Source organism: Lactobacillus sp. UMNPBX16 (genome assembly GCF_002553775.1).
In the GTDB taxonomy this organism is placed as follows: domain Bacteria; phylum Bacillota; class Bacilli; order Lactobacillales; family Lactobacillaceae; genus Lactobacillus; species Lactobacillus crispatus.
Genome location: NZ_PCYU01000014.1, coordinates 79,316 through 97,087, shown reverse-complemented (window position 1 = coordinate 97,087; position 17,772 = coordinate 79,316). Strand labels below are relative to the sequence as shown.

Sequence of the window (17,772 nt, the reverse complement as noted above, 5' to 3'; positions counted from 1 at the left end):
TATAAAATTTAAAAGCGTATAATTAATTCTATCTGTTTTATATAGGAGTTGACATTTTGAATAGAAAACACAGAAGGAAATTTTGGGTGACGATTGGAATTATCGTTGCTGTATTAGTTGCGTTCATTGGAGTAGGAGAAGCATATTTTTTCAATGTGGCCTTTGTGCCTGGTAAAAAAGCTGTTTTGAATAAATACTCGAGTAAAAATAAAAAAGATCCGTTAGCGGAGAAGAAGCGCTGGTATGAAGATGCTAAAAAACAGAGATGGTATATTAAGTCTAATACTGGTGATTATCGGCTAGATGCAAATTATATTCCGAAGAAAAATTCTGATAAGGCGGTTGTTTTGTTGCACGGCTTTACCAATAACAAGGATACGATGGGACCGTATGCAGCAATGTTCCATCAAATGGGTTATAACGTGTTGATGCCAGACGCGCGTGCACATGGACAAAGTCAGGGAAAGTATATTGGCTATGGTTGGCCTGAAAAGTATGATGTGCGTAAATGGGTGAGAAAGTTGATTGCTGAGGAAGGCAAAAAGCAGAAGATTGTCATCTTCGGTGTCAGCATGGGTGGAGCCACGACGATGATGGCAAGTGGTATTAAGATGCCGAGCCAGGTTAAGGCTTATATTGAAGATTGTGGCTATACTAGTGTTAAGGATGAATTTTTGCATGAAGCTAAGGATATTTATCATTTGCCCGGTCCAGTTGGTCCATTTTTTGTGAATGGATTGAGTGTTATTGCTAAAGCAAATCTAGGCTTTTATTTAGGGGATGCTTCGGCGGTTAATTCTGTCGAGAAAAATAATAAGCCAATGTTGTTTATTCATGGTGGGAAAGATCCGTTTGTGCCGACGAAAATGGTTTATGCAAACTACAAGGCAGCTAAAGGGCCAAAACAGTTGTGGATTGCTAAAAAGGCAAAACATGCTCGTTCTTTTGAGACATACCCTAGAGAATATCAACGTCGTGTAAGTGAATTTTTGAAAAAATATGTATAAGAAAAAGGAAGGTGCGTGCCTTCCTTTTTGAATAAAATAATTTATTATTTCGTAGCATTAGCTGGCTTTCTTCTACCAACTAACCAAGTCAAAATCAAAGCAACAACTGCTTCGATAACAATCAAAGCAATTCTCATCGGTAATTTTGCGCTACCTAACCAAATATCTAAGATGATTGAACCGATAATCAAGATTCCCATCCAAATCCATTGAGCTTTATCAAAAGCAACACCGTATTCAACTTCACGACGTCTAATACCTGGTAAGATAGCACCCAAACCAATTAAGACAACTACGGCAACGATATTAATGATTAATTCATACCACCATAAGCCAGTTCCTTGCTTAACATCTTGTGGTGCAAAGCCAAGGATAGTTGCAGCAGCAGTGACTAATAGTAATAGTAAACCGACAAGCCAAGCTAACTTATCGTTTTTAATATAAACATATTGTGATGGAAACTTCTTGGAATTCTTTCTAATTCGCATAAATGAGTAGAAGATCCAGCAGGTTACACCTGGTGAAATAATTGAGTTAAGGTTCAATAACCAGTTAAAAATATCATTCATATCAGGTAGGAAAATACCCAAGATCATAATGAATGATGAAAGAGCAACAGTTAAGATATAGCCGTTAACTGGCAAGCCATTCTTATCCTTTTTGCGCAAGAATTTAGGCATGTACTTGTCACCAGTGTCTGAAATCAACATTCTGGTCATCGCGTCAAGCAAGACGGCAACCAAAGCACAGTTGAAGAACAATGATGTCCAAGCCCAGAAGTAAAGCAAGAAGTGGCCCATGCCGAATTGTTTACCTAACATATCGAAGAGGTAGTAAGCACCATTCATCTTCAAGTCATTAGGAATATGGTTAGCGTCGAAGTAAATACCTAAGGCAAATGAACCTAAGATAGTCAAGAAGGCAGTCATTACGGCTAAAGCAATCATGGCCTTAGGAAAATCAGTTTTAGGTTTTTTCATCTTGGTTACGTATGGTGCAACCAATTCACAACCATTCATGGCGTAAATCAACATACCAACTGTTGACCAGTAGTGTAAGTTGAAGTTAGGCACAATTGAATGGAAGCCAAAGTTTTTGGTTGCCATATGGCCACCAGATTTAACCAAGCCGAAGAAGGCTAAAATCACGAATAAGATAACCATGATAATCATCAATCCACCACCAATCGTGGAAAGAAATTCCATTGAGTTAGAAAAGTGGTGTTCGACAATGATAAAGACAATAAACACTACAAAGGTTAAAATTGCAAACAATGAAGTTGGAATCTTATCTTGGAAGTCTTTAGTTCCAGTTACAGCCCAACCCAAGTCAACGATAATTTCATTGGCAGAGTCAACTGCATAAGGAATGGAAGCAGCCCAATAAGTCCAAGCCGTGAAGTAACCTAAGAATTCACCGTCAGTACCACGTACCCATGAAGAAAGTCCGCCGCCTTCTTTATCAAAAGTAGAACCTAGTTGCCCTACCATTAGTGAATAAGGTGTGACATAAAGTAAACACATGATAATCCAAGAGGTGATAACAGGCATCCCTTGGTTTTGAAAGTTGTACATGATATCGTCTAAACCGATAACTGTACATAAAGCCATTAGGGTCAAAACAGGCCAAGTGATGGTCTTCATTTTATTTGTTGAAGTTAAATCGTCCAATTAATTCTCATCCTTCTCTTTAAAAACTTTTACTCTCTTAAAAGAATAAGAAGGCTGGCGATTTGTTTTTACATTTTTCGTTCATTTTTTCTCCTCATTGTGAAAGTATCTAAATAGATTCTAACTATTATATGTGTTGATGACTAGTGTTAAACGCTTTCTATTTTTTTGATAAAAATGCTTCACTTATTAAATGTAAGTTGTATAATAATTACTGACGAAAAGTAAGAGACTAATAAAGCAAATTGAAAGGAAGAAAAACGTATGACTGGACAAGTAATGGCAATTGGAATTATTATTTTGGCGTTGGGATTGTTAACTAGAGATAAGAAGCCGGTGCCTCAAAGAATAGAAAGACGTAGATAGAGGTTTAATATGGCAAAAACATCACAAATTATTCGTAATAAGCAAAAAGCAAAATATTCAACTAGAGAGTACACCCGTTGTGAACGCTGCGGGCGACCACATTCAGTTTATCGGAAGTTTGGTTTATGCAGAGAATGCATGAGAGAATTGGCTCATCAAGGTCAACTTCCAGGTGTTAAGAAGGCTAGTTGGTAAACTTCACAATGAATAGGAGAAATTGATTATGCAAGTACTTGTAGCAGGTGCAACAGGTCGTGTTGGTAAGGCTGTCATTAAAAGATTAGTTGATGAAGGATACGATGTAATTGCTGCAGCTAGACGTGAAAATGCTGTAGAAGTCGTCGATCCAGAACATGTGACTGTTCAACATTTAGATTTTCATGATTCATTGGCAAAGATTGAGGATGAAATTGGTCATCCAGATGCAGTGATTTTTGTAGCAGGTTCTCGTGGAAAGGACTTATTGCAAACTGACTTAAATGGCGCAGTTAAGCTGATGAAGGCTGCTGAAGCTAATGGCGTTAAGCGTTACGTTCAACTAAGCTCCGCCTTTGCGCTTGACCAAGACAAGTGGGCAGAAATTCCTTCTCTTGCAAGCATTATTGATTATGATATTGCTAAGTACTTTTCTGATGAATGGTTAATTCATAATACTAATTTGGATTATACGATCATTCAACCAGGTAACTTAATGGAGAAGCCAGCAACGGGTACGACATCATTTACTCCAGAAGGTGGAGAAAATTCGATTGATGATGTTGCTCAGGTATTGGTTGATAGCCTAAAGTATGATAATACGATTCATCAAGTAATTATTATGCATGATGGGGACACACCAATTGATGAAGCATTAAGCAAAGTTAAATAATTTATAAAACGGGTCAAGTTTAACCCGTTTTTTGTTAAAGTAAGAAGTAAAAAAGAGAGAAGAAATAGCAATGGATAAATTTCATTTTACTAAACGAGAAAAAATCTTTTTACTGCTTGCTTTATTGGTGCTAGTTGCATTGTTCATTTCTAGTTCAATGACTTATCAACAGCAGGAAATTCATGACAATAAAATTAACCGTTATTTTGGCTGGTTAGAGAATATCGTTGCTGGCTGGGATTTTACTTACGGTGGTCGTATTCACAATGTGCAAGTTGATGGTCGAGCAGGGCTGGCCCAATTTGTTTTACGTAAAATGGCTCACTTTGGTTCTTATTTTTTACTAGGTGGTTTTGGCTATTTAGGATTAAGAAGAATTTTCAAAATCAAATGGGTAGCACCAGTTTTAACTTGGTTTATGGCAATTGCATTTGCTGCGTTTGATGAATATCATCAATTTTTAACAGGTGATAGAACACCGAGCGTGCACGATGTAATGCTTGATGGAGCAGGGGCTTTAACGGCAATTTTGCTGATAATGCTAGTATTGTTTATTAAACACAGATTTTTTGACCAGAAAAAACAAGTTTAAATGGTTGACACCATTGAATTTTAAAGTACTGTGAGTTAAGATAATAACGTTAATTAATATTAGAAAAAAGAAAGAAGGATCCTTATGTCAGGACATTCAAAATGGCACAATATTCAAGGCCGCAAGAATGCGCAAGACGCAAAGAGAGGTAAAATTTTCCAAAAGTTATCTCGTGAAATTTATATGGCTGCAAAGAGTGGTGGTCCTGATCCTGATGGGAATCCTACATTACGTATGGTAATTGATAAGGCACGTTCAAACAACATGCCTAAGGATAACATCAAGCGTGCCATCAAGAAGGCCGAAGGTGGTTCAGAAGAACACTACGACGAAATTACTTACGAAGGTTACGCTCCAGGTGGTGTTGCAGTCTTTGTTGAAGCTTTGACTGATAACAAGAACCGTACAGCTTCAGACGTTCGTGTTGCTTTCACTCGTAACGGTGGTTCACTTGGTGCTACTGGTTCAGTTGCTTACATGTTTGACCGTAAAGGCTACATTGTAATTGATCGTTCAACTACTGATGCTGATGAAGATCAAGTATTACTTGATGTTATGGATGCTGGTGGTGACGATCTTCAAACTAGTGATGATGCATACGAAATCTACACTGATCCAAAGCAATTTGCAGGTGTACGTGACGCCTTAATTAAGGATGGTTACAAACTAGCAGATGCTGAATTAACTATGATTCCACAAAACACCACTCCAGTTCCAGCAGATAAGAAGGAACAATTTGAACATTTAGTTGATGCTCTTGAAGATAGTGACGATGTTCAAAATGTTTATACTGCAGCGGCTGATGAAGATTAATTAGTTAATGATGAAATAGCTTAGCCAATGGCTAAGCTATTTTTTTGTGTACTTTTTTAATTACTTTTTAATCTTGAAATGCTGTTAGATCAACGTTTTTTAGAGTTGAGAAAATTTTTTTTGTTTTTTTCAATTTCTCACAAAAAAATCGACTTTTTTTGCGTAATAAATAATGTGAGGCAAAAAAGGAGGATTTTTATGAAGATCAAAGAAATTGTCAGTGAATTATTGATTGAGGCAATTAAAGTTAAAGCAAGTGATATTTTCTTTTTCCCGAAAAAAGAAAACTTGATGGTTAAATTTCGGACCGGTAAGGGTCTAATTGAATATGCAGGTTTTACTTTGGAGACGGGAAAGGAAATTATCAATTTTTTTAAGTACAGTGCTCAGATGGATATTGCAGAACATCGTCGCCCGCAGGTTGGCGCAATGACATATGAGAATGAAGGACATGAATATTTCTTGCGTTTATCTAGCTTAGGAGATTTTTCCGATCAAGAGTCACTGGTTATTCGAGTCATCTATGGGATTGACCATAGTCAATATTTTATTCCAGAGCAGCTGGGAACAATTGAAAAGCTGGCTAAGAGTCGCGGATTGATTATTACTAGTGGTCCAACTGGCTCGGGCAAGACAACGACAATGTATGAAATTGCTAAGAAAATGAGCCAAAACAAAGTAGTGATGACAATCGAGGATCCTGTTGAAATTCATGAGTCTTCTTTTTTGCAAGCACAAGTCAATAACGAAGCGGGAATTGATTACCAAAACCTGTTAAAGGCGGCATTACGGCATCGTCCAGATATTTTAATTATTGGAGAAATTCGTGATCAAGGAACAGCACGTTTAGCAGTTGATGCAGCTTTAAGTGGACACCTGGTTTTTGCGACAGTTCATGCTAAAAGTACTTTGCAAACTATTTCTCGACTAGAGGGATTAGGTATTAGGTGTGACGAACTGACAAATTGTCTAACTGCAGTGTCGTATCAGCGATTATTAGTCAGTCAAGGAAAATTAAAGTGCTTGATGGATATTGCGGCAGATTCTTTGCTAAAAAAAGAGCTAGGCAAATCGGTTCGTGGTGAATTCGTTAATTGGCAGGAAAATCTAGAGCGTTTATGGAAAGGAGGAGAAATTAATCATGAAGTATATTGGCAATTCCAAAAAGGATAAGTTAAATGGCGAAGAACAATTGGCCTTTTTGGATTATTTAAAACATAGTTTAGATAATGGTTTTTCTTTGCTCAATTCAATTGAATTAATGCCGGCATTGTGGCCAAAAAGGTGTCAGTTGATGGAAAGAATGGCTAGTCGCATGAAAGAAGGAGCAAGTTTTAGTACTGAACTGCATAAACTAGGCTTTTCTAAAACGACAGTAACTCAGGTTAATTTGGCTTTACAGCAAGGAAACCTAGTTGAATGTTTGCAGCATTTAGCAACGTTGAATCGACTAAAACAGGAGCAGATGAAAAAACTGCGGGCTGAATTATCTTATCCGTTGGTTTTAGCGATAATGATGGTGATTTTACTGGTCTTTATGCAATCGTTTATTTCGACACAATTCAGCGATAGCAGTGATCATTCAGGAGATATGGTCATGATTGGTCTGATCATTATTGTATTGCTGGGCTTATATTTTTTTGCTAAGATCGTTACTTTGCTCAATAAACAGGATTATTCATCAATGAAAAAACTGAGTAAATATCCGTTAATTGGGCAGGTAGTTATGCTGTATATTCATTATTTGTTGGTTTATGACATTGGACTGCTGCTAGCTAGTGGCTTTTCATTGCAGCGAATGTGCGAATATGCGGCAGATCAAGAGAAAGGTTCATTGCAGCAAGCACTGGGACAAAAGATAGGGCACGATTTAGCTGAAGGAAAAAATTTAGAAGAAATTATTAATGCAGAGGATTTTTTGCCTAATAGTTTATTAGTTTTATTGCAGACTGGCTCTGAGCGAAAGAGCTTGAGTAAGCGCTGTTTGTTATTAGGACGTAGCCTATTTTTGGATTTAACTGAAAAAATTGAGAAATTAGTCGTCAATGTTCAACCAGCTTGTTTTATTTTAATTGGCTTATGCATTATTGGAATGTATTTGAAGCTGTTATTACCAATGTATTCAATGATGCAAGGACTATAGAAAAAGTGACGTTAAAGATAAAAGTAAAAAAATAGAGTGAAGAAGAGGATTAAGTTAAAAATGAAAGAGAAGATGAAGAAGTATTTAGCAAACATTATGGCTAAGCGCCGCAAGCAAGAGGGTTTTACTTTGATTGAAATGGTTGTGGTAATTGCCATTATCGTGATTTTGATTTTGCTAATTGTGCCTAATTTGATTAATCAAAAGAAGAATGCTGAAACTAAAACTGCGGATGCATTTAGGACTACTGTGCAAACGCAAGTTGAGTTATATAAGGATAAATATGGTGAACCTAAAGATTTTGAAGATCTAAAAAAGGACGATTACTTAACTGGTGATCAAATTACTAAAGCTAAAAAGAATTTCACGTTAGACAGTGGCGAAGTTGTTGAAAAGAAATAAATTAGCCGGCTTTTCCCTACTAGAAGTAATAATTACACTTGGTGTTTGCTGTGGCATTTTGTTGATTGGTAGTTTGCAGTTAAAAAGATATCAAGAAAAACTGATTTTTGATAATACTGTTAAAAGAGTTACGACGGCACTTGATCAAACTTCGAGGTACAGTACGATCAAGGAGGTTACTATTGGCGTATCATATCTAGCTAGATCCAATCAAATTTTATTCTCTGGCGGAAAATATCACAAAAGTATTCCAGTTGATCAAAATATCAAAATTACTGGCTTGGATCATTTTAAATTCAACCTGACTGGTTATTCTAAACCAGGTACGGTGACTTTTAGTGGCTACGGAATGGAAAAAAGCCTGAAATATCAAATGCTGTGGGGGAGAGTAGCGGAATGATAAAAGTTAAAGGATTTCTAGTAATTGAGAGCTTTATAGCAATTATAATTGCTGTGATTGCTGTTAGTTGCTTTTATATAACTGTAGCTGAAAATCAGAAAAATGGTCGTGAGATGGAATTAAAAACAGATCGTGCTTATGCTTACCATATACTGACTAAAACTGACCTGGAGCAAGTAACAGTTCACGATCGAATTTATCAAAAGGCAGGACGTAATCATGTTTGGGATGCAACGACTAAACAAACTTTTGCGGTCAAAGAGTAAAGGTTTTATGTTAGCTGAAGCAATGTTTTCGCTTTTTATTACTATGATGGTGCTGCTAATTTTACAAAATTTATTGTTGAGTGTTAAAAAAGCAAACTTGAATCAAAATCAGCATGTCAATGAAGTAGCCTATGCTTATGTACAGCTAGAAAATTTTATGCGGGCTGACAAAATTAAGGCAGTGTATCCGGTGACTAAATTAGCTACGAATAATAGTGCTTCCTTTAAGTGCATCGATCAAAAAGGCGATGCAACTACTTACCGAATTGAATACTATAAAAAGAACGTACTTAAAGTATCTGGTGCAGGGAAAGGCTATATGCCGTTATTATTTAACGTTGAAAAGGCTGCTTTTAAAACCACTAAAGATAGCATCATTATTAGGGTAACAGAGAAAAATAAGGGTGCATCAGATTTAGTTTTTCAGCTTGATGAGGAACAGGAAAAGAAAAATGCTAAAACCAAAGAAAAAGACACATAACGTAAAAGGCAGTGCCTTACTAAGTAGTGTATTAGTTTTAATGACCACGCTTTTGTTTATCAAAATGTATCAAGATATTTATCATGCTAGCATGGAGAACAATCGCCTAATTATCGAATGCTTAACGGATGATTGACTTTCCTTGCACCTCTTTATCCCTTTCTATAAAATAATTAAGGTATGGAGGGACCGCTATGGAAAATTTTGAAAAACTTTTTAATCAGTTTTTAGACTGTGTGCAAACTTTGCAAACGGCATTAAATGTTTCATTTACAGAAGCCTTAGTAGAGACTTTTGATAACTTAGAAAGTGGCAAGATTAAGGTTGAAAATGGTGCACCGGATGAAAAAACAGTGGCTGAATTAAGTCAAAAGTATCAAGCAATAGATTATGACGAAATTAGCCAAAAAGAAAAGGCTCAAGTCTTTACTTTTCTAACTTTAAAGGCAGTTAATGATGATGGCTTTGATGTTAACCAAATGCCTACTCCACCTGCAATTGCTACAGTAGTAGCAATGTTGATGCATAAATTATTAAAAGATCAAAAGATGGAAATCGTTGATCCTGCTGTGGGTACAGGGAATTTGTTGTTTTCAATTATTTCTCAACTTAAGGCACTCAATCATTCTAAGGATAATTATCAATTGGTAGGGATTGATAACGATGAAGATATGTTAAGTTTGACAGATGTGGCTGCGCATCTGAATAATATTGACATTGAGTTATATCATCAAGACGCTTTAATGCCTTGGATGTGTCCTAACGCTGATGCAATTGTAAGTGATTTACCTGTAGGCTATTATCCAGTTGATGAGAATGCCAAGAATTTTGAAAATCAGGCTAAGAAAGGTCATTCTTTTGCTCATTTGTTGTTAATCGAACAAATTATTAATAATTTAAAGCCTAATGGCTATGCCTTTTTGGTAGTTCCTAAGTCTATTTTGTCAGGCAAGATTGGCGCTGATTTTATGCCATGGTTAACTAAGAAAGTTTACTTGAAGGCAATTGTAGAATTGCCAGATGATATGTTTAAGAACAAGTTTAATCAAAAATCGGTTTTAGTTTTCCAAAATCACGGTGATGAGGCTAAAGCAAGCGAAGTTTTACTTACCAAACTCGGTTCCTTGAAAAAAGAAGAGGCTTTAATTCAATTTAATGTTAAACTTAACGAGTGGTATGCAAAGATTAACCATTAATTGATAAAGCACTTATTTTTTTGAAAGAAGAGGAATTAATTTTTATGAAAAAAGTTTTGGCAATTAACTCTGGTAGTTCATCTTTTAAGTACAAATTATTCTCATTACCAGATGAAAAGGTTCTTGCCAAAGGAATGGCTGATCGTGTAGGTCTTGAAAATTCATCATTTGAGATTAAGTTAGCTGATGGTACTAAGCACGTTGAAAAAACTGAAATCCCAGATCAAGAAGCTGCAGTTAGCTTATTGATCAAGTTTTTAAAAGGATACCATGTTGTTGAAGAACTAACTGAAATTGTCGGTGTAGGACATCGTGTTGTTAATGGTGGAGAGTACTTTAAGGATTCTACTATTATTACTAAGGAAAATCTGCCTAAGATCTACGAATTGTCAGATTATGCTCCGCTTCACAATCCTGCTGAGGCTCGCGGAATTGAAGCTTTTATGAATGTTTTACCAAATGTGCCAGAAGTTGCGGTTTATGATACTACTTATCACCGTAATCTTGATCCAGTACATTATTTGTATTCACTTCCTTATGAATATTATGAAAAATATGGTGTACGTAAATATGGTGCTCATGGTACTTCAATTCGCTATACAGCACCGCGTGCTGCTAAATTATTAGGTAAAGATTTAAAAGACTTAAAGTTAGTCATCTGTCACTTGGGATCAGGCGCATCAATTACTGCAGTTAAGGATGGCAAGTCTTACGATACCTCAATGGGCTTTAGTCCAATTGCCGGAATTACAATGGCTACTAGAACCGGTGATATCGATCCTTCACTCGTGCAACATCTAATGAAGGTAGAGCATAAGTCGATGGATGAAATGATTTATATCATGAATAATAAGTCTGGTTTGTTGGGCTTGTCAGGAATTTCACCAGATATGCGCGATGTGCGTGAAAGTGATAGCGAACGGGCTAAGTTAGCAAGAAAAATTTTCATTAATCGTATTATTCGCTACGTTGGTGCTTATATTGCCGAAATGGGCGGCGTTGATGCAATTATCTTTACTGCTGGTATTGGTGAACATGATACTGGTGTGAGAAAAGCGGTTCTTGACGCTTTCGCATATATGGGTGTTGTTGTAGATAATGAAGCTAATGAAAGTGTTAGTGAAGGACTAATCACAAAAACAGATTCCAAAGTTGCAGGAATGGTTATCCCAACTAATGAAGAATTGATGATTGAACGTGATGTGGTACGTTTGACTAATATTGATTAAGCATTTTTATCGCATGTAATGTGTGTCTATGCTATAATGAATAAGTATCTCAAGGGGATGTTTTGGGATTCGACAGGCGTAGACCCGCATTGACTGCGGTTCGTAGGTTACGACTACGTAAAAACGTTACAGTTAAATATAACTGCAAATAACAAAAATTCTTACGCATTAGCTGCTTAATTTAAGCGCATGTGTTGCTCCTTGTCGGTTTACTCGTGGCTGACACCGAGTATCAACTTTAGCGAGTTACGTTTAACTACCTCACCTGAATAGTTAAAAAGAGTCTTAACAGGTTAGCTAGCCCATCCTAGCCCTGTTATATGGCGTTTTGAGCTAGTGAAGTTCAAGTAATATAACTATGATCGTAGAGGTCAGTGACGAGATGCGTTTGGACAGGGGTTCAATTCCCCTCATCTCCATAGATAGAAAGATGCTTTGTTAGGAAAGTATCCTAGCAAAGCTTTTTTGTTATTTTTTTACTATAACTTTTAGTTATTTACTAATGCTAAAATAAGTATTAAACATTATTGGCAAGGGCTTGTACAATTATCATAGTTAAAAACGAAATTAAGCATATTAAATACACGGAGAAAAATAATGAGAGGAATTAAGAATAGATATTTTGAAGGGGAAAGAATCCTTTACGGCTTAAATGACGCCAACTTAGAAGGTATAACTTTTGGTGAAGGTGAATCACCATTAAAAGAAGCAACAAATATTACTTTAAAAAATTCAATTTTTAAGTGGAAATATCCTCTTTGGTACGATGAAAATGTCAATGTAGAAAATACAACTTTCGAAACAATGTCTAGAAGTGGTATTTGGTACACTAAAAATATTTCAATTAAAAACAGTGCGTTGCAAGCACCAAAGTTGTTCAGAAGAGCTAGTCATATCATTTTAGATAATGTTCATTTTGCTGATGCTGAAGAAACAATGTGGACTTGTGACGATATTAGAATTACTAATTCTCAAATCAATGGTGATTATTTTGGTAAAGATAGTAAAAATATTTACCTTGATAATGTAAGTGTAATTGGCAACTACGTCTTTGACGGTGCCGAAAATATTGAAGTTCATAATTCAACTTTTGTATCTAAAGATGCGTTTTGGAACTGTAAGAACGTTACAATTTATGATTCAATTATTGATGGTGAATATTTAGCTTGGAATACTAACAATATTAAGCTAATTAATTGTAGAATTGAAAGTGATCAGGGATTGAACTATATTGATCAACTTGAAATCAAAAATAGTTCACTCATCCATACAGATTTGGCTTTCGAAAAAGTTTCTAACATGGATGTGGAACTGGATGCCAAAATTGATAGTGTAAAGAATCCAATTTCAGGTAAGCTTGTCGCTCCTGAAATCGGTACTTTAATCATGGATCCTAACAAGATTGATCCTGCAAAGACGATTATTGATTGTCCAAAAATTGGTAAAAAGGTTGATCAATCAGATATGAATCAAGAACCAAAGGACTGGTGATAATATGCAATATGATTTTGTAAATGCTCCAGACAGAACGCATACTGATTCTGTAAAGTGGGATGTTAAGCCAGGCGAATTGCCAATGTGGATCGCAGACATGGACTTTAAGACTGCACCGGAAATAACTGCTGCGATGAAAGAAAAAATTGCTTTGGGTGCATTTGGCTATGAATTTCCTAAAGATGATTACTTTAATGCAGTAGCTGATTGGTATGAAACTGAACACAACCATCGTCCAAAAAATGAATGGATGATTTTTACTACAGGTGTTGTACCAGCAATTTCTTCAATTGTTCGTCGTATTTCACACATCGGTGACAATGTCTTAGTACAAGAACCTGTTTACAATATTTTTTATAATTCCATTTTGAATAATGGACGTCACGTTTTATCAGGTGATTTGCAATTCGACGGTGAAAAATATGCAGTCGATTGGCAAGACTTAGAACAAAAGTTAGCCGAGCCTTTGACTACCTTAATGATTTTCTGCAATCCTCATAATCCAGTAGGCAAGGTTTGGACGGCAGAAGAAGTACAAAGAATCGCAGATTTGTGTCACAAGCATCACGTAACTTTGCTCTCAGATGAAATTCACGGCGATTTAGTTAGAAAGGGCCCTGATTATACACCAGCATTTTCAGTTGAGGTTCCAGCTAAGCAGAGCGTGATCTCACTTGTTTCACCAAGTAAGACCTTTAATGTGGCTGCTCTTCATGCCGCTACTGCAATTGTTCCAGACGAAAATTTGCGTGAAATGGTGAGCCGCGGCTTAAATAGCGATGAAGTAGCTGAACCTAATCTGTTAGCTATTCCCGCAACCATTGCTGCTTATGAACAAGGCCATGACTGGCTGAAGGGATTGAAAGCACAATTAAATGATAATTTTGATTATGCCGCTGAATTTATTCAGGCTAAAATCCCAACTGCAAAGGTGATTTCAGGTACCGCTACTTACTTAATGTGGATTGATGTACATGAAATAACTGATAACTCAGAAAAACTAGTTAACTTTATTAGAGAAGAAACTGGTTTGATTGTTTCTGCCGGTAGTATTTATCGCGGTGATGGTCATGACTTTATCCGGATTAATTTGGCTTGTCCACTAGAAATCGTAAAAGATGGGATGCAAAGATTAGCAACAGCCATCCATAAGTATAATAAATAGCTTTACATGTAAACTAAATAATATACATAGATTGCAGAAAATGGTTTCATTTATTTTGCCTTAAAGTATATACTTTAATTGAGGTGATTTAAATGGAACCATTATTTTTAACCCCGTACTTTAGACCAAAAATTTGGGGCGGACGCAAATTAGATGATATTTTTCACTATGATATTCCAGAAGGAAAAGTTGGAGAAGCTTGGATTATTTCAGGTTACAAGGATGACGCGTCAACTGTAACAGATGGGCCACTTAAGGGAATGTCATTGCGGGATGTTTACTTGAAGCATCTGGAATTGTTTGGCAACCCTAAGGCCAAGGAATTTCCATTATTGGTAAAATTCTTAGATGCTAATGATAATTTATCAGTTCAAGTACACCCGGATGATGATTATGCTCGCAAAGTAGAAAATGATTCTGGTAAGACTGAGTCTTGGTATGTAATGCAAGCTGATCCAGGTGCTTATATTATTTATGGTCATCATGCAAAAAGCCGTGAAGAATTAGCTGATATGATCCACAAAGGCGAATGGGATAAGCTGCTCAGAAAAGTTCCGGTTAAAGCAGGCGATTTCTTCTATGTGCCAGCAGGTACAATTCATGCTTTAACTAAGGGATGCTTAGTAATTGAAACTCAACAGTCAAGTGATGTAACTTACCGCTTGTATGACTACGATCGTGTGGGCAAGGATGGTAAAAAGCGTGAGCTTCATACTCAAAAGTCAATTGATGTGACCACTGTTCCCCATGTTGATCCTAAGTTAGATGTTAAGACTAGCCAAGATCAAGATGCAGAAATTAAGACATTGGTTGAACCACCACTTTCACCACACTTTTATTTGTGGCAAATTGACCTTGATGGTACTTGGAAGACCGGCTTAAAGGATCATCCATACCTGTTAGTTTCCGTTATCAAAGGCGAAGGAAAATTAGAAGCTGATGGCAAGTCATATGATTTGAAGATGGGAACTAATTTAATTATTCCAAATGAGATGAAGAATTTCACTTTCACTGGTAAAATGAGAATAGTTATGTCTGCACCAGGTGAGGAATAACCGTTTAAATTTATCAGAATTAGGAGTGAGAAATCGTGATCTATGTCGCTTGTGGCTTAGTTATGGTGGCGGTAGGGTTGATTTGGCTGATTACGCCAGCCAAAAGGCCCAACCGAATTTATGGCTATTTATCTTATCTTGCGCAAGTTAACCAGGATAGTTTTAAGTTTGCTCAGAAACGGGCAAGCTGGTATTGTATCCTGTTTGGGTTTATTCAAGCACTGTTAGGAGTAATCATTCACTATTTGAATTGGGATCGCTATTTTCTCATTTGGCTGTTAACATTTTATTTATTTATCTTATTGCCAATTGTTTATACCGAAAAAAGTTTGAAAACATTTTTGTCTAAACGACATGAATTGCCACATGACTATGTCGATCCTGATCAAGTGAAGCATAAGAGAACAAAAGGATTTAGGGATTGATAATGAGTTTGAGAATATTAATGGTTGAAGATGACACTTCCGTAGCTGAAATGATGGGAATGTTTTTCAAAAAAGAAGGTTGGCAACAAGACATTGCTGTCGATGGTGTCGAAGCCGTCGATATGTTTAAAAAGAACGCGGATAAGTATGATCTGATTACGTTAGATTTGAATTTGCCAAAAAAAGATGGGATTCAAGTAGCTAAAGAGGTACGGGCAATTTCGCCGACAGTGCCAATTATTATGCTTACTGCTCGTGGCAGTGAATCAGATCAAGTGTTGGGGCTAGGTATCGGAGCTGATGAGTATGTCACTAAACCATTTAGCCCAATTGCTTTGATTGCCCGCATTAAGGCTTTGCATCGCCGCGTGATGATGGAAGAAGAACCAGCTCATACTCAAGAAGATAATGAAGACTATGAGATTACGACCGATCATTTGAAGATTTCAAAAAATAGACGAGAAGTTTTATTTGATAATCAGCCGGTAATGGGTTTGACACCAAAAGAATTTGATTTGCTGTATACAATGGCACAAAAGCCTAGACAAGTCTTTTCTCGTGACCAATTACTAGAACTAGTTTGGGGCTATGAGTATTATGGTGAAGAAAGAACTGTTGATGCTCATATTAAAAAGCTTCGACAGAAATTAGAGAAGGTTGGTGCCAAGGTGATCCAAACTGTCTGGGGCGTCGGTTACAAGTTTGATGATTCGCAGGTCAAATAATGAAATTAATTTACCAAAATATGTTGAGTTTCTTACTCATTATTGTGACAACTATCTCGATTATTGGTTACTCGGAGATTGGTTATGCGCGTAATCAAGCTTATACGCAAAACTACCAGCGGATGGAAAGCTATGCTAATTCTTTGGGAAACTTGGCGGAAGCTGATAGCCAAAATGGAACTGCATTACTTAGCAATAACTTCTTGAATCAATTAGAATATGTTCTTCGTGGTGATGATGCTCATTTACGTATTTTTAATGATAAAAATGAGCAGATTTATCCCAAAACAAAGGCTAGAATTCAGCTTTCGCGAGAAGTTTTTACTACTTTAAAAAATGGGCAAGAGATTAGAATTCAAAATAATCATAATGAAAATTCACCGATTAGTTCAACTAAGGATGCCTACACGGGGGTTTTGGTTCCATGGATGAATGGCAAAAATCTTGTTGGCATTGTTTGGATAGGATCGAGAGTAAAGCATGTTGAGCGACCGATTTTAATGGCTAAACGCAATTTGTTGCGTGCATTGTTAATTACTGTAGCGGTTGGATTGTTGCTGAGCTTTATTATTTCTTATTATTCAACTAAACGAATTAAGCGATTATCACGTGCTACGCAAAAAGTTGCATCAGGTAACTTTAATGTGCAAATTGAGCATAAAGATAGCGATGAAATTGATCAATTGGCTGAGAATTTCAATAAAATGGTGCAGGCTTTGAAGCAGTCGAACGAAGAGGTTAAGGCTCAAGAAGAGCGACGAGACCAATTCATGGCTGATGCTGCTCATGAAATGCGGACGCCATTGACAACAATTAATGGCATTCTAGAGGGCTTGCAATACGATGCTATCCCAGAGGATTCTAAACCGAAGTCAATCGCGTTAATGCAGCGCGAAACTAAACGATTAATTCGGTTAGTCAATGAAAATTTGGACTATGAAAAGATTCGAAATAATCAAATTATGCTGGTTAAGACTAACTTTAATGCCACAATTATTCTGCATGATTTGAAGTCGCAATTAAAACAAAATGCAACTAAAGCCAACGATGAGCTGGTTGTAGAGGCACCTGATCAGTTGCCTATTTATGCAGATCGTGACCGTTTTACCCAGGTAATGGTTAACTTAGTTCAAAATGCGATTCAATTCACTCATGATGGCAAAATTATTATTTCGGGTAAACGGATAGAGCATGGAACACAATTATCGGTTAAGGATAATGGTATTGGCATGAGCAAGAATCAGACTAAGTATATTTTTGAACGCTTTTTCAAGGCTGATCCATCGCGTGCTCGAATGGGAACTGGCGAATCAGGCTTGGGACTTGCGATTGTTTCTTCTTTGATTAAGCAACATGGTGGCAAAGTAGAAGTATTTTCCACACCAGGTAAAGGTTCCACATTCACCGTGACCTTTTATGACAAGGGCTATGAACAGTTTGTAGCTAAAAACTAAAAAAAGAACGCACAGTTTTTC

Annotated in this window: 20 protein-coding genes and 1 other RNA gene; 20 read left to right on the top strand and 1 reads right to left on the bottom strand. The window is 36.6% G+C overall.

The annotated features are described in order from the left end of the window. Positions 1-56: 56 nt before the first annotated feature. The gene (locus CP367_RS03970) at positions 57-1,007 is read left to right on the top strand and encodes an alpha/beta hydrolase (RefSeq protein WP_089146321.1); all 951 of its coding nucleotides are present in this window, start codon (positions 57-59) and stop codon (positions 1,005-1,007) included. Between the two features lie 44 nt (positions 1,008-1,051). Here the strand turns inward: CP367_RS03970 and CP367_RS03965 are convergent, their stop codons facing one another. After that, positions 1,052-2,677 carry an APC family permease gene (locus CP367_RS03965; protein WP_089146320.1) on the bottom strand — a complete coding sequence of 542 codons (1,626 nt, stop codon included), beginning with the start codon at positions 2,675-2,677 and terminating at the stop codon, positions 1,052-1,054. A gap of 375 nt (positions 2,678-3,052) precedes the next feature. Here CP367_RS03965 and CP367_RS03960 point away from each other — a divergent pair, with 375 nt between their 5' ends. The 19 genes from CP367_RS03960 to CP367_RS03870 all read left to right on the top strand — a co-directional run bounded on the left by CP367_RS03960 (position 3,053) and on the right by CP367_RS03870 (position 17,751). Next, positions 3,053-3,238 (top strand): type Z 30S ribosomal protein S14, encoded by a 186-nt coding sequence (locus CP367_RS03960; RefSeq protein WP_005718732.1) that lies wholly within the window; start codon positions 3,053-3,055, stop codon positions 3,236-3,238. Between the two features lie 28 nt (positions 3,239-3,266). Further along, positions 3,267-3,911 carry an SDR family oxidoreductase gene (locus CP367_RS03955; protein ID WP_089146319.1) on the top strand — a complete coding sequence of 215 codons (645 nt, stop codon included), beginning with the start codon at positions 3,267-3,269 and terminating at the stop codon, positions 3,909-3,911. 70 nt (positions 3,912-3,981) lie between these two features. Next, positions 3,982-4,503 (top strand): VanZ family protein, encoded by a 522-nt coding sequence (locus CP367_RS03950; protein WP_005722771.1) that lies wholly within the window; start codon positions 3,982-3,984, stop codon positions 4,501-4,503. Between the two features lie 84 nt (positions 4,504-4,587). Beyond that, positions 4,588-5,316: a YebC/PmpR family DNA-binding transcriptional regulator gene (locus CP367_RS03945; RefSeq protein WP_005718738.1), complete on the top strand. Its 729-nt coding sequence runs from the start codon at positions 4,588-4,590 to the stop codon at positions 5,314-5,316. A 198-nt stretch (positions 5,317-5,514) separates the two neighbouring features. Beyond that, positions 5,515-6,489, top strand: coding sequence for a competence type IV pilus ATPase ComGA (gene comGA / locus CP367_RS03940; protein WP_005718739.1), 975 nt, complete (start codon positions 5,515-5,517; stop codon positions 6,487-6,489). Further along, positions 6,458-7,459, top strand: coding sequence for a type II secretion system F family protein (locus tag CP367_RS03935; protein WP_089146318.1), 1,002 nt, complete (start codon positions 6,458-6,460; stop codon positions 7,457-7,459). The genes comGA and CP367_RS03935 overlap by 32 nt, the downstream gene beginning before the upstream one ends. 60 nt (positions 7,460-7,519) lie before the next feature. Then, positions 7,520-7,861 (top strand): competence type IV pilus major pilin ComGC, encoded by a 342-nt coding sequence (comGC, locus tag CP367_RS03930; protein ID WP_005721477.1) that lies wholly within the window; start codon positions 7,520-7,522, stop codon positions 7,859-7,861. After that, positions 7,836-8,261 (top strand): hypothetical protein, encoded by a 426-nt coding sequence (locus tag CP367_RS03925; RefSeq protein ID WP_005721476.1) that lies wholly within the window; start codon positions 7,836-7,838, stop codon positions 8,259-8,261. The genes comGC and CP367_RS03925 overlap by 26 nt, the downstream gene beginning before the upstream one ends. Next, the gene (locus tag CP367_RS03920; protein ID WP_005728527.1) at positions 8,258-8,527 is read left to right on the top strand and encodes a hypothetical protein; all 270 of its coding nucleotides are present in this window, start codon (positions 8,258-8,260) and stop codon (positions 8,525-8,527) included. Before CP367_RS03925 ends, CP367_RS03920 begins: the two co-directional genes overlap by 4 nt. Further along, on the top strand, positions 8,481-9,008 hold the full coding sequence (locus tag CP367_RS03915) for a ComGF family competence protein (protein WP_089146317.1): 528 nt from the start codon (positions 8,481-8,483) through the stop codon (positions 9,006-9,008). Before CP367_RS03920 ends, CP367_RS03915 begins: the two co-directional genes overlap by 47 nt. Positions 9,009-9,202: 194 nt before the next feature. Next, positions 9,203-10,204, top strand: a complete 1,002-nt coding sequence (locus CP367_RS03910; protein WP_005718747.1) for a class I SAM-dependent methyltransferase — start codon at positions 9,203-9,205, stop codon at positions 10,202-10,204. Between the two features lie 44 nt (positions 10,205-10,248). Beyond that, on the top strand, positions 10,249-11,433 hold the full coding sequence (locus tag CP367_RS03905) for an acetate/propionate family kinase (protein ID WP_057726486.1): 1,185 nt from the start codon (positions 10,249-10,251) through the stop codon (positions 11,431-11,433). A gap of 53 nt (positions 11,434-11,486) precedes the next feature. Continuing rightward, positions 11,487-11,855, top strand: a transfer-messenger RNA (tmRNA) gene (gene ssrA, locus CP367_RS03900). Between the two features lie 175 nt (positions 11,856-12,030). Then, positions 12,031-12,924 (top strand): DUF3737 family protein, encoded by an 894-nt coding sequence (locus CP367_RS03895; RefSeq protein WP_089146316.1) that lies wholly within the window; start codon positions 12,031-12,033, stop codon positions 12,922-12,924. 4 nt (positions 12,925-12,928) lie between these two features. Then, complete coding sequence (locus CP367_RS03890) at positions 12,929-14,092, top strand: MalY/PatB family protein (RefSeq protein ID WP_089146315.1); 1,164 nt, start codon at positions 12,929-12,931, stop codon at positions 14,090-14,092. Between the two features lie 92 nt (positions 14,093-14,184). Beyond that, on the top strand, positions 14,185-15,147 hold the full coding sequence (gene manA / locus CP367_RS03885; protein WP_089146314.1) for a mannose-6-phosphate isomerase, class I: 963 nt from the start codon (positions 14,185-14,187) through the stop codon (positions 15,145-15,147). A 35-nt stretch (positions 15,148-15,182) separates the two neighbouring features. Further along, the gene (locus CP367_RS03880; protein ID WP_005721386.1) at positions 15,183-15,572 is read left to right on the top strand and encodes an SdpI family protein; all 390 of its coding nucleotides are present in this window, start codon (positions 15,183-15,185) and stop codon (positions 15,570-15,572) included. Between the two features lie 2 nt (positions 15,573-15,574). Then, a complete protein-coding gene (locus CP367_RS03875) occupies positions 15,575-16,297 on the top strand; it encodes a response regulator transcription factor (protein ID WP_023488054.1) in 723 nt (240 codons plus the stop codon). After that, a complete protein-coding gene (locus tag CP367_RS03870) occupies positions 16,297-17,751 on the top strand; it encodes a HAMP domain-containing sensor histidine kinase (RefSeq protein ID WP_089146313.1) in 1,455 nt (484 codons plus the stop codon). The genes CP367_RS03875 and CP367_RS03870 overlap by 1 nt, the downstream gene beginning before the upstream one ends. Positions 17,752-17,772: the final 21 nt, after the last annotated feature.